The organism is Arthrobacter sp. 05L421 (assembly GCF_056397785.1).
This window is the reverse complement of sequence record NZ_JBFTOC010000017.1, coordinates 42,539-62,393: the sequence shown is the minus strand read 5'-3', so window position 1 is coordinate 62,393 and position 19,855 is coordinate 42,539. Positions and strand designations below refer to the sequence as shown.

Annotated in this window: 15 protein-coding genes and 1 pseudogene; 8 read left to right on the top strand and 8 right to left on the bottom strand. The window is 60.2% G+C overall.

From position 1 onward, the window contains the following. Positions 1-165: 165 nt before the first annotated feature. On the bottom strand, positions 166-1,278 hold the full coding sequence (locus AC1DKQ_RS17410; protein ID WP_476919681.1) for a hypothetical protein: 1,113 nt from the start codon (positions 1,276-1,278) through the stop codon (positions 166-168). 718 nt (positions 1,279-1,996) lie between these two features. Between AC1DKQ_RS17410 and AC1DKQ_RS17405 the strand changes: the two genes are divergently transcribed. Together AC1DKQ_RS17405 and AC1DKQ_RS17400 are read left to right on the top strand one after the other, a co-directional pair. Next, a complete protein-coding gene (locus AC1DKQ_RS17405) occupies positions 1,997-2,656 on the top strand; it encodes a peroxiredoxin (RefSeq protein ID WP_476919680.1) in 660 nt (219 codons plus the stop codon). Between the two features lie 572 nt (positions 2,657-3,228). After that, positions 3,229-3,411, top strand: coding sequence for a hypothetical protein (locus AC1DKQ_RS17400; protein WP_476919679.1), 183 nt, complete (start codon positions 3,229-3,231; stop codon positions 3,409-3,411). 28 nt (positions 3,412-3,439) lie between these two features. Here AC1DKQ_RS17400 and AC1DKQ_RS17395 read toward each other — a convergent pair whose 3' ends face one another. Both AC1DKQ_RS17395 and AC1DKQ_RS17390 read right to left on the bottom strand, forming a co-directional pair. Further along, the gene (locus AC1DKQ_RS17395) at positions 3,440-3,766 is read right to left on the bottom strand and encodes a hypothetical protein (protein WP_476919678.1); all 327 of its coding nucleotides are present in this window, start codon (positions 3,764-3,766) and stop codon (positions 3,440-3,442) included. Positions 3,767-3,814: 48 nt separating this feature from the next. Beyond that, entirely contained in the window at positions 3,815-4,681 is an 867-nt protein-coding gene (locus AC1DKQ_RS17390; RefSeq protein WP_476919677.1) for a helix-turn-helix transcriptional regulator, read from the bottom strand. A gap of 311 nt (positions 4,682-4,992) precedes the next feature. Between AC1DKQ_RS17390 and AC1DKQ_RS17385 the strand changes: the two genes are divergently transcribed. The 3 genes from AC1DKQ_RS17385 (at position 4,993) to AC1DKQ_RS17375 (ending at position 7,921) form a co-directional block, all read left to right on the top strand. Further along, entirely contained in the window at positions 4,993-5,115 is a 123-nt protein-coding gene (locus AC1DKQ_RS17385) for a hypothetical protein (protein WP_476919676.1), read from the top strand. Between the two features lie 1,069 nt (positions 5,116-6,184). Continuing rightward, a complete protein-coding gene (locus AC1DKQ_RS17380) occupies positions 6,185-6,790 on the top strand; it encodes a hypothetical protein (RefSeq protein ID WP_476919675.1) in 606 nt (201 codons plus the stop codon). Positions 6,791-7,516: 726 nt separating this feature from the next. Next, positions 7,517-7,921: a hypothetical protein gene (locus AC1DKQ_RS17375; protein WP_476919674.1), complete on the top strand. Its 405-nt coding sequence runs from the start codon at positions 7,517-7,519 to the stop codon at positions 7,919-7,921. A gap of 19 nt (positions 7,922-7,940) precedes the next feature. Here the strand turns inward: AC1DKQ_RS17375 and AC1DKQ_RS17370 are convergent, their stop codons facing one another. The 5 genes and pseudogenes from AC1DKQ_RS17370 to AC1DKQ_RS17350 all read right to left on the bottom strand — a co-directional run bounded on the left by AC1DKQ_RS17370 (position 7,941) and on the right by AC1DKQ_RS17350 (position 12,957). Further along, positions 7,941-10,295, bottom strand: a complete 2,355-nt coding sequence (locus tag AC1DKQ_RS17370) for a helix-turn-helix transcriptional regulator (RefSeq protein ID WP_476919696.1) — start codon at positions 10,293-10,295, stop codon at positions 7,941-7,943. A gap of 45 nt (positions 10,296-10,340) precedes the next feature. Then, positions 10,341-10,799: pseudogene (locus AC1DKQ_RS17365) on the bottom strand (ATP-binding protein); the annotation flags it as partial. Between the two features lie 540 nt (positions 10,800-11,339). Then, a complete protein-coding gene (locus AC1DKQ_RS17360; RefSeq protein ID WP_476919673.1) occupies positions 11,340-11,483 on the bottom strand; it encodes a hypothetical protein in 144 nt (47 codons plus the stop codon). Between the two features lie 53 nt (positions 11,484-11,536). Then, positions 11,537-12,073: a peptidoglycan DD-metalloendopeptidase family protein gene (locus AC1DKQ_RS17355; protein ID WP_476919672.1), complete on the bottom strand. Its 537-nt coding sequence runs from the start codon at positions 12,071-12,073 to the stop codon at positions 11,537-11,539. Between the two features lie 218 nt (positions 12,074-12,291). Further along, entirely contained in the window at positions 12,292-12,957 is a 666-nt protein-coding gene (locus AC1DKQ_RS17350; RefSeq protein ID WP_476919671.1) for a hypothetical protein, read from the bottom strand. Positions 12,958-13,527: 570 nt separating this feature from the next. On the opposite strand from AC1DKQ_RS17350, the gene AC1DKQ_RS17345 reads away from it, so the two are divergent. From AC1DKQ_RS17345 to AC1DKQ_RS17335, 3 genes are all read left to right on the top strand, one after another. Next, on the top strand, positions 13,528-14,319 hold the full coding sequence (locus tag AC1DKQ_RS17345) for a hypothetical protein (RefSeq protein WP_476919670.1): 792 nt from the start codon (positions 13,528-13,530) through the stop codon (positions 14,317-14,319). Between the two features lie 303 nt (positions 14,320-14,622). Next, the gene (locus AC1DKQ_RS17340) at positions 14,623-15,219 is read left to right on the top strand and encodes a PASTA domain-containing protein (RefSeq protein WP_476919669.1); all 597 of its coding nucleotides are present in this window, start codon (positions 14,623-14,625) and stop codon (positions 15,217-15,219) included. A gap of 2,757 nt (positions 15,220-17,976) precedes the next feature. Continuing rightward, positions 17,977-19,797, top strand: a complete 1,821-nt coding sequence (locus AC1DKQ_RS17335) for a glycoside hydrolase family 15 protein (RefSeq protein ID WP_476919668.1) — start codon at positions 17,977-17,979, stop codon at positions 19,795-19,797. Positions 19,798-19,855 lie beyond the last annotated feature (58 nt).

The window sequence follows — 19,855 nt, the reverse complement described above, 5'->3', positions numbered from 1 at the left end:
GGTGATCCCAGTCGTACCGGCGAACAGCGGCCCGCCGAACCGACATGTGTAGTGGATGGCGAAGATCCTCGAGATTCGCCGCCGGACGCCCGGCACCGCCTCCCGAACTACCTGCTGAAGACGAAGGCCTTGCCTGATAGCTGCAAACGCTCCACGGAATGAGGACTAGCCCGCACGAGCCTTTCCGCTCGTTAGCGATCTTTGAACTGCTCGGGCTAAGCAGCGTTGCTCGTCATGGCGCCTGCCGAGCTCGGCAAAACTAGTGGCCGCCTCGCGGAACAGGGCAATGGCTTGATCCTCGTGACCCTCTGCACGGCGCAGGACAGCTCGTGCTTCCCAAAGGGCGGCGCGCCATGGCCCGCCAGGCCACATGCCAGCGAGCTGTTCGGCGTTGGCGAGTCGGCGGCGGGCGGCATTCAGCTTCCCGGCGAGTGCATAACTCGTCGCTGCGGCGACTTGGTAACCCATCGAGCACGGCGGACAAACGCTCCTGCCGGCAAGAGCGGCGTCGGCCCGCTCGATGATGCGGACTGCCTGCGCCGGAGATCTGGCTGCCTCAGCGAGCACCCCGTATAGGCGGACGACGAGGTGCGGCTCAAGCCACGTGGTTGCGGCGGCGGCCAAGGCGCGACTGGCTGCCCGAGCGGCCTCCTCGGGCCGGTCCTGCGCGAGATCAACCTCAGCAAGTCGTTGCAGTGCCACGATCTGGCCGGCCCGAGCCCCTGCCCGCCGGTGCAGCTCAAGCGCGGACTGGAGCAGACTGCGTGCGTCGCCGAGCTCACCGGAGAACAGCGCCGCCTCGCCCAGCAGCAGGTCGGCGATGGCCTGGCCACGCACCGAGCCCGCTTGCTCGGCGATCGTGCGCAGATGCGCTACTCGCCGCGCAAAGTTCCGATGCCCGTCGGGCCCGCAAAGGCAGAACTCAGCGAGGCACAACTGTGCGTCGAGAATGTAGCCGGACCGCGCAGAGTCACGTCGTGTCAACTCCACGAACTCGGCCTCGAACACCTCGGGCCAGCGCCCTTGCATGTTCGCCGCGATCGCCAGCACTGCGCTGGCCTCGCCGATCTCGCGGCCCAGGTTGGCTTCCACGGCCAACTCGCGTGCACGCTGGGCGTATGACGTGGCTTCGGTGAGGTCACCGCTGTTGAGGGCGATGAGTGCCCGCGCCAACGTGGCCCGCGTTCGATTCTCCGCACGCCGGCTGTCCCCAGCGATGGCCTTCTCGTAGACCGCGACCGTGGCCGCCCCTGGGCCGACGCCCAAGTCGGCCCGCAATAGCCGACAGAGTCGCTCGAACTGGTGGATCGCCCCCCCTGGCGATCGTCCCCTTCGAGCGCGGGAACCATGATCGCGCGATGGGCGTCCTCGTCCGTCGGCTCGGCCTTGACCACGTCGTCCCACCGAGCTGCGGCCTTGAGCAGACGCAGGTACAGCGTTCGCAGCCGATCTCGGGGGTCCTCGGCCCATGCGGCGAACCGATCATCGGGAAGCAGGTCGCCCCGATACAGGGAGAGCGCCTCGGCCGCGCCTGCCGATGAGGCGAGCGCGGTGCGCCCGTCCTTTTCGAACCGCTCTGCGTCAATGGAGACCTCGGCGTCAGGCAGCAGCACCAGCAGGTCGCCGCGCGCCTGCACGGCGCCAGACGATCCGAGGGCGGCGCGCGCGAAATGTATTGCCTTGCGTAGGTTCGAAGCAGCAGCTTGCGGGCTGAGATCGGGCCAGAGCAGATCGGCGACGACGTCCCTATGCAGCCGGTGTCCTTCCGCGAGGGCGAGGATCTTTACGAGCCCGGCCGCCTTGGTCCGTTTCCACGCGTCCGCTGGAACAGTTTGGCTGTCAACCACGACGCCGAATGCGCCCAGCATGACGATGGCGCACGTCTGCATGCCCTCATCGTAGCTCGGGGGAACGGTCGGGGAACAGGGTCGCCCTACCGTCAGAAGTGACGGCGAGTCAATTGGCTCCGTCACCACATCGCAACGACCAGGAGGACATGATGGGACTGCAACTCGGTGAGACCGCACCCGATTTCTCCGCCAAGACCACCGCTGGCGACATTCAGTTCCATGACTGGCTCGGAGACTCATGGGGAGTGCTGTTCTCGCACCCGAAGGACTTCACCCCGGTCTGCACGACCGAGCTTGGTTACATGGCGAAAATCAAGCCCGAGTTCGACCGGCGGGGAGTCAAGATCGTCGGCTTGTCCGTGGACTCGACAGCTGATCACCAGCGGTGGGGCGCCGATATCGAAGAAACGCAGGGGGCTCGTCCCAATTACCCTGTGATCGGCGACGAGGATTACACCGTGGCGAAGCTTTACGGCATGCTCCCGGCTTCCACGTCCGGAGACGCCAAGAGCCGCACACCCGTGGACAACCAGACCGTCCGCAACGTGTTCGTCATTGGGCCGGACAAGAAGATAAAGCTGATCCTCATCTACCCCATGACGACCGGACGCAACTTTGACGAAGTTCTTCGCGTCGTTGACTCGCTTCAGCTCACTGCGAAGCACCGGGTGGCGACGCCGGTCAACTGGAAGCAAGGCGAGGACGTCATCATCGCCGGCTCCGTCCCCAACACCGAGGCGAAGGAGATCTTTGGCAATTGGAAGGAGCCCAAGCCGTACATTCGGATCGTCCCGCAGCCGGTGTGATCGCGCAGGGCCTGACCCGGTCGAGTTCCTTGGCGACCTCCGCGTCATCGGCGGCCAGCAGCGGCAGACCGGCTGCACGCAGGAGATCCTTGGCCATGAACGTCACGGTTGCCGCTTCCTGGAGTGCCTTGACGGCCCTAACGACGGGCGTGGGGCCGGCGAGCAGGGAAAGGTAGGAGGCAGTGGCCGGATAGTCATGGTGCTGCGGTTCATCCAGCCACTTCACCCTCACTGGCGTGGCTTTCGGCTTGGCGATGGCTTTTGGGCTCGAAGGCTTGCTCTGCTTGGCCATGAGGGATTTCCCATGAGCGTCCGTCACGGCCGCCGTTCCGGGTGCCGTTGAAATGCGTCTCTCAAGTGTTGACCTGCGTACAGGATTCCTGCAGGCAGGTGTCAGCTGAACCTTCAGCGGTGCCCCGCCGAGGAAGCCCGGCGTTCTTTGTTGCTGCGGCCGGGAGGAGCCTGTTTCGACGACGCTGGGCGCCGTAGGCTATGGGGATCCACCACATCGAGGAGGCACTCATGCGCACGGCAACACCCTGCGTCGCATGACCTGGCGGCGGCGAGTCGCGGTGACCGGTCTACGCCGGCACACCGGCAAGCTCTACCACCCGGCCTGGTGCATCGTCGTCGCCACCAAATGGGACATCGACCCCGACGGTCTCGTGCTCATCGCCGAAAGCACAGTCGGCCGGCGCAAGGAATGCACCGACTGCGAAAACCCCTCACGACTGAAGCGCCGCCAATCGCCATAGTGGCGTATCCAAGAATCTGGATACGCCACTATTCGCCTGTATAGAGATTCGCGGCGACCGGGATTCCTCTCGCCCCCCGCAGCCGGGTCGGGTGGAAGGGAATGATGGGGCCCAGGTCCTGTGCGTCCTTGTATGCCTGGCGGGCGTGCTCGGACCTGGTGCTCGGCTTCTTCGCCGGAGCAGGGGTGTGGTGCAGCCGGCGCAGTTCCTTGACGTTGCCGGAGACGACCCGGAAGCAGGGCTGGCCCTTGCCGGCGCCGCAGGTCGGGCACGGAGAGGGATTCCTCTCCTTGGGTTTGGGTTTCCGGGTGTGGATGATGCGGCCGCCCAGAGAGGTGCCGGTGCCTTTGGTCATGACTCGTTTCTACGGAGGGCCAGCGCCGCCGCTTGTGAATCTCACGAACTATAGGTCAAGAACCTCGGACGGGAATCGCCCAACTGATCCAGCCGGGATTCTGCCCCAGCCCGGACCTGTCGTGTGCGGGTGATCGAGCTTGAAACTGCCAGAAGTCGATGTCAATAGGCCCAGTTCGCGTGCCGTTTGCACTGCCATCAGGCGGTCGGACACATCCAGCTTTCGGTATATGTGCTCGAGGTGCTTTCCAACGGTGCGCGGCGAGATACTGAGCCGTCTGGCCAGACCCTCTGCGGTTAGCCCCTGGCTCAGGAGGGTCAGGATCGTCATTTCTCGAGCCGTCAAATCGTGCGCGGAGCCGTCGAGGATCGCCCCACTGTTCGACTGGGCAATCCCAAAGTGGAGGGCAACCCCGGTCAGAATTGGTTGCAACAGACTGGCCAAAGCAAGTTCTTGGTCGGTGAAGTCACGGTCAGGTCGGTGGATAAGGTAGGCGTTGTGGTCGCCGCCGCCTATGTCCAGCGGTATGGACAAGTGGTGGACCACGCCAAAGGGCCGGGCCAATTCCTCCCAAGCGCGTTTTTGGCTGCTGCTGGCGACAGCATCAGGAACTCGCCCGAAGGACTGAGGTCCCGTGTCTCCGGAAAACGCATACCAACGCAGCAGCGGTTGTTGTCTAAAGTCATAGTTGCCCCCAGGTGGTTCATTGGGGATGTAATTCCGGGGCCAGCAGCCGAGGATGTGGTTCTCCCATGGCGGGCTCACACGGTTTCGCGTTGAGCATGCACCGTTGAACGATTGACGAAGGAGATCCAGGAGTTGCTCCTCGTGCCGCGAGGACACCCCTAGCGGTTGCTGGAAGGTTTCTCCCAGGAACTCCAGCCACGTCCTGTACTGCTCCTCATTACGGGCCACGCCTGCATTCTAGATCTGGACGCGCCCGAGCGACATAAGAAAATGCTTTCCAGCGGCGCGGCTTCAGTTGCCAGTCCAGACCTACGTATAACTGCTTATTGGGACAAATGGCACCCGTCCGTATTCTGAGTTTTAGCAGGATGGACCGCAGAGTTGACCGGACAGGACCTGCAGACATGTTCTTAGGAACCGACTCACGGCCGCGGCACTTGGCATGGCCGCGGCCGAAGCCTCGCTGGACCTTGCCGGCTCGAGGCTAAACCCTTCTGATCCGCTCACCAACCGCTAAACGCACCAATCGAGGCACCACCGTGAAGCCCATCAAGTACATCCTTTGGGCTGCCCTGGCAGCACTGGGCACTGCTGTCGTCACTGCAGCTCCGGTCCTCGCCGGCGAGAGGCTAAACCATTCAGAGCCGCTCGTTGGCCGGTAGCCCTGTTCGTCCTCACCGGAGTCGGGCGCGGCGGCCACAACTGGCAGTGTTCGCCCCTGGCAGGCATCAAGATCAGCCGGTAAGAGCCACCTCGCTAACCGGTCACAGACAAATCCAAAAAAGGAATTCACCATGAAGACCACCAATGACATCCTTTGGGCTGCCCTGGCAGCACTAGACATGGTTTTCGTCCCTTGGCAGGCTTGGGCGCAAACCATTCCGTACCCTTAAGCCGATGGTAAGCCGCCCGAACCAAAGAAGGAACCGTCATGAAGACTACGAAACACCTGTTCTGGGCAGCTGCTGCCGTGGGCCAGGGCCGCCACGACCGCCGCGCCGCCCTGGCGGGCCTGTAGTCCAACCACTCCGAACCGCTCAGCGGGCGGTAATCCGCCCGTGCCTGAGGAGGAATCATCATAAAGAAGACCACGAAGCGCCAGTTCTGGGCCGCAGCCTGCGCCCTGGGCCTGGCCGCAGCAACAGCCGCACCCGCACTGGCAGGTATGTCCATCAATCACTCCGAACCGCTCGCTGCAAGGTGACATGTTCGGTGGACGAATTGGGGCCAGACGACTGAATCTTCCGGCCCCCGCTTCCTAGGCGGCCGGCGGACGTCCTCATGCGAATATGCCTCCAGCGGTGTCCCAGTACCCGATCATGTCAAGACTCTCCTCCGCGCAAAATCAGGAGCCGATAACGGATGTTCTGTCTCCCGTGGCGGAGGGCGCCTGGCGCTGCGGCTGACCGAAACTCCATTCCGTAAGGCATCTGATATATGAATCAGAAGAGCCTCACCTCTGCGACGTAGATGCGGCTGATGGCTGCATGCCTTGACCTGGCAAATTTGGGGGTGTGTACAAAGTACACACTTTGGGCGTCGGACTCCGTCGTATGTGGGCCGGATCGGCCCGTATTCCGCATGTTTCCGGGGGAGTCCAGTGTTTGCGGGGGAGGGAATGCAGTTCGAGTCCCACCTCGGGCACAGTGTTTTCGCAGGTCAGAGGCCTGTTTCCTCTTTGGGTGTTGACAAAACCGCCCAAAGTGTTGACAGCGGCGTACCGTTTTTTCTGTGGCAAGCGTTAGAAAACGCGCCAAAAAGGACGGCACATCGTCCTACATGGTGCTGTGGCGCGACCCGAAGAGCCGTGAGCAGCAGGGCCTCACAGTTGCCACTCTCGTCGAAGCTGAGACCCTGAAGAGGCTCCTGGACGCCAACGGACAATCCTTTGAGATTGCCCAGCACGCCATCCTGTCGAATGAGAAGCGGACGCCCACGGTGGCCGAAGTCATCCAGGAACACATAGACCTGCTGACACGTCCCTCAAGCGGAACCACCAAGACCTACCAGACGATGCTCGAACTGCATATCCGGAACGTCATCGGTCACGTCCCCGTGGACAAGCTTGATTATCGCGTGATCGCCCATTGGGTGAAGTCGATGATGGCCAAGGGCAGGGCGCCGAAGACCATTCATAACGTCCACGGCCTGATCTCGGCCGCTATGAATACGGCGGAGATGCTCGGCTACATTCCCCGCAACCCGTGCCGCGGCGTGCAGCTTCCCGGTATTGAAAAGGCTGAGGATGAGGCGATGTTCCTGACCCACGCCGAGTTCAGCCTCATCATGGAGGGGATGGGGAGCGCTACAACGCATTTACCAACTTTCTGGTCATGACGGGTACTCGGTTTGGGGAGGCCACGGCCCTTACCGTGGCCGACGTCGACCTGCTCTCTAAGCCGCCCACAGCCAGGATTAACAAGGTGTGGAAGCGGGACGGGCAGAACCAGTTCTACATTGGGCGACCAAGACGGGTGCCGGCAAGCGGACGATCGGTCTGAACCCTGCCCTGGTGGAGCTCCTGATTCCCCTGGTGGCCACCAGGCCCGGCAAGGAGCTTGTGTTTACGACACCCACGGACGGGCGGATCATTCACAAGCTGTACTGGCACCACTATTGGGTTCCGGCCGTTCGCACTGCCCAGGCCTCAGTTGACCGACGGCAGCCCTTCCGTTCTCAGTGGAGAGACCGTTGTACCGCTCGTTGACCATGCACCCGGCTGCTTCCATCTGCACGGCATCATGGATGGAGCGGTCTTCCGCCCCATACCGCGCGCAACCAGGCCATCCACCTTCTTTCTTGAAATCAAACACCGAGGTGGCTAACATATTGGCCATCGAGGTGCCCCATTCGTTCGCGACGGGTGATGCCCACGGCACCAAAAGACTCAGGATCACATAACTTCGGTCTAGAAAGCGCAAAGTGAACAGCGCCCATTGACTTGCCCAAACTTTGACCTAGACAGTTCGTTCCTACCTAGGTCTTTGGTACTTACGGCTCTGTCGAGCCAATAGCGGAAAACGGGCAGAGCCTAGCGGATTTTCGGTTTAGGAGGCTGAACTCATGGCTTGGTCGTCGAACGACTTGATCATCTACAGGATTGAGAACGATGATTTCTCCTCACTGCAGACTTGGCTAGCACAGAGAGCTCCACACATCTGGGACGAGCTCGAGAAGATCGGCCTCAAGGAAGACAAATTGCCGCAGTATCTAGCCGTTATCCAAGTTGGTCATGATCCTAAACGTGAAACCAAATGGTATCTGCTGTCCCATGAAAAAATGGGGCTTTCATCCGACGAAATTCAGGCGTTGTTGTCCAAATTTTGGGCGCCCGTCGGCGCAGGTGGTTCGAGCCTCATAGCCGACGAGCGCTGGCCCGCAGTTGATTCGGGAAATCACACCGTCGCTTTAGCGGAGCTGGAAGATGATGACACTAGGCGGGGCATCCGGGTCATCACGCATCGTTAGAGAAGTGTACGCAGGTGGGCTACTCCGCCAATCCATTCATCCGCGTCCTGAATGCCATGGCGGCTGCTTCAGAACGTGTCCTAACCTGGAGCTTCGTCAGAATGTGCGATACGTGCACGCCGGCTGTACGCTCAGTGATTAGGAGTTCGCGGCCAATAATGCGGTTAGAGGCGCCGTGGATGAGTAACTCCAGCACCTCCTGTTCCCGTACCGTAAGCCCCCACGGAAGCGAAGTTTTTTTGCTGGGCGCCTCCTGTTCCGCCAAAATCAGGTTGTTGCATAGAGCCTGTGCCTCAATGTCCCGGACGAGAGGGCTGGCCCCCAGAGCGATGGCTTGAGATCTTGCCCGTGACAGCGACTTGGTCGCGCGTCGACGGTTCCTGTGCAGGTCGCTACTCCCTGCGGCCATAAGGCATCTAATAGCCCACAACGGGTTGCTAAGGTCTTCCCAGCGTTGCGCTGCGTCCAGCCAGTGCAGCGTGGGAAGTGATCCCGACACCAGCGCGAATGCGGCGCTGAAGGTTGTCGCCCAGGCCTGCTGAACGACGCCCGATTCGTCCGCAGTTGCTTCCAATCCGGCGGCCGCTAACAACTTGACCTTTTTGTCAACGGCCGAGGAGGAAAGAAATGCCCTGGCGCTGGAGGATGCAAGAAGGCCCAGTGTTGCCATATGTAGGACATCGCGCGGTTCCTCGTGATCAGAGGGGGATTCAAAGGCCTGAACGGTGGTGTTGAGCGCGGCCACGTACTGGCCTGATGCCAAGGCGACATCGGCGGCCATGGCTGTGAGCTGAAATTGGACCCCGGGGAGTATGGAGTTCCTAATTTCTTTCAAGGCAGTTTCCATCGAGGCCTGAGCCTGGCCTGGCTTGGCGCGGTACGCCAGTATGAGCGCGGCGGTGCCGTGAAGGCCGGCTTTGATCTCAGGCCCAACAGCGTCCTTGAGTCCCTTGTCTACCCACATCATCGCTTCGTCCCAGCGTCCGAGCCACTCTAGACAGCTCACGAGGTTGCTAAGGCATAGGCCGTTTACACCGAGGTCCAAATGAAGTTCCTCTGCAAGCAGGTAGCCCTCCAATGCATTTCCCGCGGCCGCGTCGTAGCGCCCTGCTTCTTGAAGCACGAAAGAGTGATTATTCAGGGTGCGGAGCAAGTTTTCGCCTGCATCATGTTCCCGTGCCAGCTGCAATGCCTCGTCAAGTATGTCAACGCCCTCATCTATCCGACCCGTCAGGGCACGGGCTATCCCAGTCGTTGTGAGTGCGTTTGCCCGGATCAGTGCGGAGCGGTCCCCGGTCTCGTCGATGCACAGGGATAAGGCTTGGCTGGCAGCTTCCGCGGCTTTTTCTGCTTGTCCTGAACCGACTAGTGCCCCCGCATAAGTGGCGATTATTTCGGCTTTTCGGAGTGGGCCGATTTCCTCGGTGGAGCCAGCCCGCCGGGCCGTCAGCCGCGCACACTCCACGGCTGCCTTCCCGTCGCCTGCCCAGCGGAGGTACTGGACCAGTCTTTCAGCCAGATCCAACTCGTCAGCGATCTCGAGCTTCGTCGAGGTCAACGCCAGTTGAGCCAACCGCGCCGCCATCACAGCATCCCCGGCGCGGTACGCGGCCTCTGCGGCTACTGGCAAATGACGCTTCCACTTGTGTCGCTCGTCTGATTCCGGAGCCGATTTTTCACTGAGAAACATTGCTTGCTCGAGATTGTGCCACTGTTCCTTGTACGCGCCGCTGGAGAACGCTTCCTCGGCTGCTGTGAGATAGGCTTCGAAGGCGCGCGCTACCTCGCCCGCTTCTCTCCAGTGTCTAGCCATCTTGGGTACGCGGAAAGACACCCCCACGGGCGCTGCCTCGTACGCCACCGCCAGCGCGCGGTGGATGCCTGTCCGTGCCTCTGGCCCCAATAGATGGGTGGCGGCTTCACCAATCAGATCGTGGGCGAGCGTTACAGCGTCGGTCGAAACGTCAAAGCCCAGAATGCTTTGATCGACAGCTTTGATTATCTGTTTTTCGGACGATACCACGTCACTTCCATAGGCTCGGGCCAATACCCGCGCCTCTATGTTGCCTCCGGCCAGGGCCACTATGCGTGCAAGGTCCCGAACGTCGTCCCCGGCGAGAAGTAACTGGGACGAAAGGAAGTCAAGCAGGCCGACAGGAAGTGCGACGCGAGCATCATCCGCGGTACGGGCCAGTGTGAGGGCGTAGTAGGGGTTGCCAGCCGCCCTCCTAAGTGCTTCTTCAATCTTGCCCTCATAACCTGCTGTGGTCAGCAACTGGACTACAGCCCCGTCTTCAAGGGCTGAAAGACGGGCATGATGGCAGAGTTCCAGACGCTCCCATTCGGGCCAAAGATGACGGAGGGATTGGTTCATTTCCGGGGCGACGCGAAACGCGCAGGCCAAAAATAGGGACGCTCGGGGTAGTTCCGCAATGCCCGATGCAAGAAGGCCCAGGGAGGAATCATCAGTCCACTGGAGGTCGTCCAGGATAATTAGCAAGGGGACTTCGTCCGCGCTCCGAACCAAGGACTGCCAGAACGCAGCAGCCTGAGAGCGAGGACCTCCTGGTACATCGCTTTTCAGACAGCCGGCGGCCTGACGCAAGTATTCAAGAGCGTCGGAGCTCAAGGCGCCTCTTGGGGACTCAAGCGACTGCGCCCACGGCAGATAGGGCAGCTCGTGGCCGACGAGAGCGGGGCTTCGACCCACGAGCGTGACGCCACCCATGGACTCCCAAGACAGACCTAACCACTCCAGAAGATTGGTCTTACCAATTCCGGCCGGGCCGGACACAATCACCATCTGGCCTGAGCCGCTGCGAGCGAGGTCAAGTTGGGTGGATAACTGAGCGAGCTCAGAGCTCCTACCAAAGATCATAATTGGACGACCTCTAGTGGCACGGTCCATTGTGCTGCAACGCAAGGTCTCCAACTCCGAGAGTCAGAACAACCCCGTTCCGACAATAGTAATTTAGTAACCGCAGCGGGCACCAGTAGGCGCCCGCTGCGGTTCGCGCCGCTGTGACCACGTATCGCTGTTCGGCGATCACCAGATCCTGGGACACCTCGTCGCTGTGGCCATCGAAGCCCAACGGCGAACAGGCCGGCCAACGAGCCGAACAGGGCCAGCCGAATCCGTCCCGGACTATCAGGCGCACCGTGCCGCCCGCTGGGCCAGGAGCTGCTGCGCTAACTCTTGCTGATCCACTTCAGACGTCACTGGGATCCATGGTTCAGCTAATGATCAGTCCTCCCGGCCAGGCAGCGCCCGGTGTGTTAGGCGAACCATGGATTCACCGTTATTCAGACAGTTCTAGCCGCGTCGGGCAAGGCCGCTATGCGGAGCCTCGTAAAGCCTTTGCATGTGGCGCCTGCCGATGGGAAGCGCCTTCCGGCTGAGTTGTCGTCCGGCCCAGGTTTAGTCAGCGCTGGATGTCTGGGGTGAGCAGACGAAGAACTGTGGCTGCTCCACTTGGGCGAGCGGCACGATGAGCCATCGGCCGCCATAGAACTCTACGTACGAGTCCACGGTGCAGCGCGCGAAGGCTTCTTCCCGTGTCATTTGCCTATCCTTTCTTGCTTGTTGCGGTGGCATCGTGCGAGGGCGAAACTGTCCTAGAATTTGGCCGGGTCGGTTCGCCCGTAGATGAGGCCGTTGCTGTTGGAATAACTAAGGTCCACGAGTGCCTCAACGTGAAGGTGAGCGCCGACATATTCGGCGGGACCGATGGCTTTGGTATTGCCGGACAGCCCGATCGTCTGCCCCGCCGTAACCCTGGTCCCTGCGGGGGCCATGTTGTTATTGGACAGGTGCGCGTAGACGCCGATACCCCACGGGTGCTGGATGACTGTGCAGATGCCGGGGAACCTTTTGTAGAGGAACCAGCGGGAGGCCCACCCTCTCCAGGAGTTGTCACCCGGGAGTTTTGTTGCCCAGTCTGCCCAAAGCACCGTGCCCGCGGCCATTGCGCGTACGGGGGTTCCGATTGGGCAGCCTATGTCGCGTCCGGCGTGTCCAAGGGGCTGGTAATTGCCGTAGAGGTGGACGAGGTAGGCGATTCCGCTGTTCGGGTTCGGGTTGGGTGCGATGCCTGCCGTCGCCCCTCCTCCAAATTCCTGAGTGACGGGAAAGGTGGCTGGTACGGGTTGCATGGATCGATTCCTTTCGATGCTGAGTGTGCTAGTGGTGCGCGGACTCAGACGTCGGCGCCTTTTGCGGGATGGTGATGCTCGGTCAGTTGCTCCCGCTTTGCGTGTAGGGAAGGGCGGGAGGGTCTTGGCATTCCCATGCCTGATTGAAGATTCTTTGAGGTCCCGGGCCGTTGGATGACCCGGGCTCTCGTCGTGTTGCATCTGGGACGGGGTACCGCTCAGTCCTTTACCCATCTGAATGTCACCCGGGAACCGCCAGAAACGTTACGGATGCCTTGGACGGAGAAGATTTCCCTCCAGATTCCGAATTCTTTTGGTTTCCAGAATGTGAGGGGTGCGTCGTTGGCGGCTTCGTTGACGTAGATGCTGTTTTCGGCGGATGTGTACGCGTTGGCCTCGATCCGGTATTCGGCACCGTTCCCGTCGCGGAGAATCATTCGCTTGTCCCAACCTTCCGGGCTTTGGTTGTTCAGTCGGAAGGTCACGGCGTCGGGGGCAACGACGCCGTGATCGATGTGGGTCTCGATGATGTCGCCATCGGAGGAGCCGATAACCGCATCATCCGATGAGAACCAAGTGTCGTTATGCGGAGTCGGATACCTCGTCGTTGGGATGAACGCGGCAGGGTTGAGAGGAAAGCCGTACGCGGTCAAGAACACGCCATCGCCTTTATCGGCGGCTTTGGTGGCCGGGATTTCCCACGCGAGATGTACTGCCACCGCGGCTGCGACGATGGGGGCGACCGTGGCGGAGACGCCGAGGGCGGCCAAGAAGGTGGTGATCACTCCTACGTCGCCACTTGTGAGGGCGCCTGTGAATTTAACGGTCTCTTCGTGGTCGAGTTCTATACGAAGATAAAGCCCGTTGTAAGTAACACTGGACATTGTTTCATCCTCTTTCGGTGTATTTGTAAGGCTCCCTGCTGGATGCCCGATATGTCGAGTTTGTTCGCAGGTCCACGATTTGACGTCTGTCATTTGACGTATTCGGCCAGGTCAAAAGATTTAGCCAGTCGGCCGCCCTTGACGACGCGGTGGTGGCTCCGGCGGCCGGCCAGGTACTGTCGTGCTGGAACTCCGCCCCAGCTGGCGCCGACGGCTTCTTTTCGTTGTGACCGTGAAGGTCATTCGTTGAGAACGGAGATAAAGAGACTGGGTGCGATTTTCCAGAATTTTGCTGGACCGACGCCCGCCCTCAGCCTGGCGCGGAGCTGCCGTATCATTCGGGGGGCTGCCTCGAGGCCAGTGCGGGGGCCGAACCGCGTAGCGGTTCCGTCTTACTGCCCGAACCTACGGATGCGAGAACCCGGCGTGTGCCTGTGCCGCGGGGACGTCTAAAGGTTTCGAACGCATCGGATATGTCGAATTGCAGATGTCGAAACTGCAGGGGCGAAACAAACTCGATGTGTGGGGCAACCAAGATGGTGCTCCACATATTCGAGAAAGGTGAAGAGAGTGGAATCTCTAAACTCAGGCGTTACCCTGTCGGTGAATTCTTCCATTGCATCCAACAACGGCAAGTACACCCTTGTCATGCAAGGGGACGGCAACCTGGTCCTATACGCATTCGGGAACCAGCCTGTTTGGGACACCGGGACCTGGCAGTTGCCTTTGGATCATCGGCCGGACCGTGCCGTCATGCAGGCCGACGGCAACTTGGTTTTGCTCACCCCTGGCGGCGTTCCGGTGTGGGCCACGCACACGGAGGGAAACGATGGTTCCCGGCTCGTCCTGGGGGACGATCGGAACCTTGTTATCTACCGCCAAGACGGGAAGGAAGTCTGGGCGTCAAACACGACATACGTTCCCGGAGCCGTAGTTCCCATCAGCAAGCTCAACGAGAACGTCGGTTACGGCAAGACCATGAGTACCGTCGGCACCCTATACCGCTCTGGCCAGTCTGTGAGTTCGGTCTATACCAAAAATGACAACTGGACCGGAGGCCTGCGTGGGAAAGTGCTCCTCCTCGTCGTAGACGAGGGCGGTCATGCCATCTGGGTCTCAAATGAGTTCGCGGCGGCGACACGATGCTCGGTCCCCGACCCAAGTTGTGCCTCGTACGGGCAGGAAACATTCCGCGACGACTTCCCGGAGGTAGTGGGACGCTATGCAGCCCGAGTCGATGTGTATCAGGCAGACACACCGACATACCGGGAACTAAGGAACGCACTGATCGACGGCATCAAGGCAGCGAGCGATATCGCCCAAGAGATCAAGGACGTCCTCGGCCAGCTAACGAAGTCTTAATGCGAACCGCGTCGCTGGTCGAAGGCCGGCGTAAAACACATTTGGCGTCGCCATAGTGGAAATCCTCCGCCCCGGACCCGATTCTTGGGCCGGGGGCCGAGGATGGCCTTGCCTGGCAATAGCGAGCAGAACACTCCGGCCTGCCTCCTGCGCTCTGGCGGAGCGCCAACGCGGGCTGCTCCGCGCAGCTGTGCCGATTAGGTCACGTCACTTCCTCCATTACGAGGATCTAGTAAGACCAAACCGCAGGAAACCTGATAACCGAAGCGCAACCCTGCACAAAAATATTGAAAGAGAATCTTCATGGAAAAGTATCGTTCCGCTTCCATGGCGGAAATTCCGTTTACACAGATGGTGACCCGCGACGGAGAGGCAACGGATGCTTCATCAGGCTTCCCTGATGCTGTTCCCAACGCCTTACTGTGGTTTGTCATAATTCTTGTAGTTATCAGCCTGAGTTCAATTGTGGTCTTTAAGTTTAGGCAACATAGTACTCGCGAAAATACGACATCCCTGACGCGACCTATTCTTGCAGTGTTACTGGTCGGCACACTCGTCACCATCGCTGTCGCTTCACTCATGTCAAGCAATGCCGACCTGCAAAAGACGCTAATCGGTCCGATTGTCTCTTTGGCCTCAGCAGCGGCGGGATTTTATTTCGCGTCCGCGAACGCGACTGACGCCCGACGGGACATGATGAACGTCGCCACAGCTCACGCATGGACCGCGGCACCTAGCCTGGTCGGGAAGACCTTGGAACAGGCTCAATCTCTCATCGCCCGCACCGACTTCACGCTCAAAGTGGACATGCCGGCAGCGCATCCGACAAGCATCGTCCAGTCGCAGACGCCAAGCCCTGGAGAAAGAGTCGCGCCGTGGCAAGAGATCCAGATCTCGTGACCGAGCTGGCGGCGACATGAGGCAGCCAAGGTTGGACGCTAGAACCTACTTTTCACAGCGGGAAGCGATGCGCTTGCCGGACGCGGCACGAGACAGAGGCGCAATGGAATTCTGAAAGGTTCTAGCAATGTGCCATATGAGCTTTTGCCCAAATATGTTCCGTTCCTGGTTGAGCGCTAGACGCGCGGATCGGTGAGATTAATTCCAACGGGATGTGATCCGGCCTTTGCTGGGTTTCTTTCTGACCGTCTCACTCCTGCCCCTGTGCCGACAGTTTACGAGGCAGTTGTATCAATTACTTCGGGTTGGCAGTCAAAGCCATAATCAAAGAGGAATCATCATGTTAAGACTCGGTTTAGTAATATGGAGCAAGGTCCCACCGGTGGAACGCACGACTAATCCAAACACCGCCGCCCTAATCGGACTCGCTTTTGGAGGAATAGGGCTAGGAATATACTTCCGCAACGTCCTGGACTCCCTCGTGCCTATAGCCATTGCCATAGTTCTCGCAGTTAAGATCGGGGACCTAGGTTTTTGGGGTGGAGTGATTCCGGCTGGGATATACGGGTACATGCGTTCTCTAGAATCGAACGCGCGGCGCAATGCGTCCACAACCTCCACGGTCCAGGAGCCCTGATAGCTTGGAAAACTGTCATCATTTTCTACAGTTCTCCCGCTTAGCTCTGACAGGGGAGTGATGCCAACCACCCGCCATACCGCGAACCGTGAGCGCGGTCAACCCACTACGTCGTCATCAAGCTCAAAACCGGCAGTCCCAGCCAGAACATGGCCGGAAAACTCAGCTTCTGTGCCGCCCTCGTCGCCGACATGCTCCGGCAGCACCACCGCAACGAAAACCCTCGGGATCCTCATCTGCAAGAACAATCGCAGCGTACAGTACAGCCGCGCCTGCTCAGAGGGTGCCTCACAGACTCCGTTAGTGACAGACTCGCCTTTCTGTTGTTCCCGCGAAGGCTTCGGGAACCTACTTGCAGCTGTAAGCCGGACCCCGGTCACAGGGAGGGCGCCGCCCATAATCTCATTGGCATGCATCTCGCGGATTTCTCCATCGGGAAGGGCATCGGCCTTCGGCAGGACGGACGCCTGGCAGGACTCGCCACGGGGCCAACCCTGCTGGCGAACCTTCCACGGCGGGCCACATCCCACCCTGCTTGGAAGTCTCAGTTTGGGGACCCTGGTTCGATTGCCTGGCTAATAGTCCAAACTTCGTTGGGCTACTAGCCAGATTCTGTGGTCATGATTCGCTCTCACGGGAAGCGAGGGTGGCCGTTGGGAGCGAAGGGCCGCGCGGGCGAGTACTTGGCCGTCCGGCGTGACGGTGGGCCACTGATACCTAGGCGCGTAATACGCTTGCGGCATCCGTCTATGGCACACTCTGCGCAGGATCAACGATTCGGCATAGAGCATCAATCGCTTGGGATAGCGTTAGGACATTCGCGCCATGACTTATGTGATGACTCGAATGCCCCCGCTACCCCGATCGTCCCGAAGTGACGCTACAACAGATGTATACGTGCCTGAGCCCGGCCTCAGCCCGCGTACCTCATCTGAACTAACTAGATACGGAACGCCCGCGTCAGCTGATGCCCAGAAGTCGTGCAACTTTTGTTGTGCGTTGGGAGGATAATTACCGCCGCTGGAGTAGGAAGCCACGCACCACACGGTGCGACGTTCATGATCCACTTGGATGACGGCCAAATACTGCGGTAATTCCTCGAGGCCGATCGTTTCGAGCTGTGTCCAGACATCTGGCACCTTCGGCAGTTTATGAGTCAGCCAAGTCTGGAGCAGGTAGAAATCGGCCTTCTCAATCCTAAAGACAATAAGGTCCTTCACGAGCTCTGTCCTCCAAGTAAAAAACATCCATGATGTTTCGGGGCGGCATCGCTAGGGCTGCTTCTCCTTGCTTCCCCTGGGGCCTCCGACCACGACAATCCCAAAAGTAAAGGGCTACCGAACCGGCGAACCGAAAGGCAGTTAAAAGGAGTCGCCGTCGACGGCGGTCTGCCATTGGCTGTCCCGGGGGCTTGGTCTGCCGCACGAACGAAAACCTAAGCTTGGATCCCAGCAGCACCTCCACTGCTCAACTGGCCATGGAACGAAGTTACGCCCGGGCGCATGAATCGTAAACAGTGCGGCCAACGCAAGGGCCTTGCCGGACGAGAAATGTGCTCCAGCGCAACGTAGCGAGAGCATGCACCCGGCGCGGCCCGCTTGACCAAGAATCCAGCCAAGGCCAAGAACCGCACCGGCGCGGTTAGCGCATTCGCGCACCTGTCAGATTCAAATCCAAGACCTTCCCCGGGGTGTATCCGAAAAGCGGCTGGGAATCCTAGTTGGACATCCATACATGCAGACACTCGCGTCAGGTTGGGGTGTATTCCAATTCGACACAGCGCAGTTCAAAAATCCACATAGGCAACTGACATAAGGTCCGGTCTCTCGGCGTTCGTCATTGAGATGCACTGGAAGTACGGCCGGGGGGCGGTGACTATCCACGTCAGGCTACCTCCTTGAGAACAACCGCGAGACGAAGTGACGGTATTCGCGAGCTGATCCGATATCTGCAGGGCAACGGTAAAACGGGAACGCGAGCGGCATTCTGCCGGGGTTTGAACTGGACGAGGTAGATCTCGTCGATCTGGCCGGTTCCTTGCCGGCATAGAGGCGTTTTCGGTGGGGCCATTTTTCCTCGAGCCGCTGACGTAGACATGACAGTTGTGCTTTAGTAAGGCCATGGCTGCTCCCATTGAGGACTACGCTCTGCTCTCGGATCTCCAGACCGGGCCCCTGATCTCCCGGAACGGGAGCATTGACTGGCTTTGCTTCCCGCGGTTCGATTCCCCGTCCTTGTTCAGTTCCTTGCTCGGAACCGAGAGCCATGGCCGCTGGCTCCTCTCTCCTCACCAGTCCGAAGCAGTAGTACTGAAGCGCCTTTATGTCGATTCAACATTTGTGTTGGAAACCGTCTGGAAAACGCCCACCGGCCTGGCCCAGGTCACGGACTTCATGCCGGTGGGGCACACGGGGTCGTCAATTCTGCGCCGGGTCACGGGGCTGGAGGGGCGGGTCGAGATGTGTCAGGAACTCATCATCCGTCCGCGGTACGGCACGGTGGTGCCTTGGTCCAGAAGAATCCAGGACGACGCGGAACCCGGCGGAATGGTGCTTTTGGCCATGGCGGGCCCTGATGCCGTTGCGTTTCGGGCGCCGCACCTGCCTGATGCACACGCGCACGGGCACTCGGGTGCATTCGAAGTCGTGGAGGGGGAGGTTGCCGACTTTGAATTGACGTGGTTCCCTTCACACCGGCCGGTCCCTCCGGCGGTCGACGTCGACGCCGCACTCGACGAGGCCATCGATTACTGGACCCGGTGGGGAGGCCACTGCCGTTCCGACGGTCCTTACGGGAGTGCGGTGAAGCGGTCCCTGTTGGTGCTGCGGGCGCTGACAAATTATGACACCGGCGGCATCGTTGCCGCGCCAACGACGTCCCTCCCGGAGGAGTTCGGCGGGCCCCGGAACTGGGACTACCGGTTCTGCTGGCTGCGCGACGCTGCCTTGACGCTGGAGTCCATGCTTACCCACGGCTATGAGACCGAAGCCCTTGAATGGCGCAACTGGCTGCTTCGGGCCCTCGCCGGCGAGCCCGAAGATTTGCAGATCATGTACGGCATCGGCGGAGAACGGGACTTACCGGAGAGCGTCCTGGACCACCTGCCCGGATACCAGGACTCACGGCCGGTGCGCATTGGAAACGCTGCGGTCGCCCAGTTTCAAGCCGACGTCGTAGGTGAGGTGATGATCGCCCTTGAAAGACTCCGCATGGCCGGAGGAAAGGAAGATCACTTCTCCTGGGCGCTGCAGCAAATCCTCCTCGGTTTTGTTGAGAAGCACATGGAGGATAAAGACTTTGGCCTGTGGGAAATGCGGGGTGACCCACAATTCTTTACACACTCACGGGTGATGATGTGGGCTGCCTTCGACTGCGGAATGCGGGCGGTCCGGAACCATGGCCTGGACGGACCTGCCGATCACTGGAAACAGCTTCGCGAGTGGCTAAGGGCCGAGATTCTGCGCGAAGGGTTTGATCCGGCGCTCAATTCCTTCACGCAGACTTACGGGGGAGGGCAGACGGACGCGGCGCTGCTCGTAATGCCGCAGGTTGGGTTTCTGCCCTACGACGACGACCGCATGCTGGGAACCGTTGCGCGGGTGGAGAAGGAACTCCTCACCGACGACGGTCTGTTGCTGCGATACCGCACCGAGACCGGTGTGGATGGGCTGGACCCGGGAGAGCAGCCCTTCCTTGCATGTTCTTTTTGGCTTGTTGAACAGTACGCGCGAACAGGCCGAATGTACGAGGCGAAGAACCTCATGGACAAACTCGTGGGGTTCGGTAATGAGCTCGGTCTACTCAGCGAAGAATACGCCGCCAAGGAGATGCGTATGGCCGGCAATTTTCCCCAGGCCTTCTCGCATCTGGCGCTCGTCCGGGCCGCCGATGCCATCCACGGAGTGGACCTCCTCAGCTTGGCTGCCGAAGCCAGTGCATAACGTCCTGAAAGCGCATTCGACCTCATCCATCGCCCCTGTCTCCCGAAGGGGCCGCGAC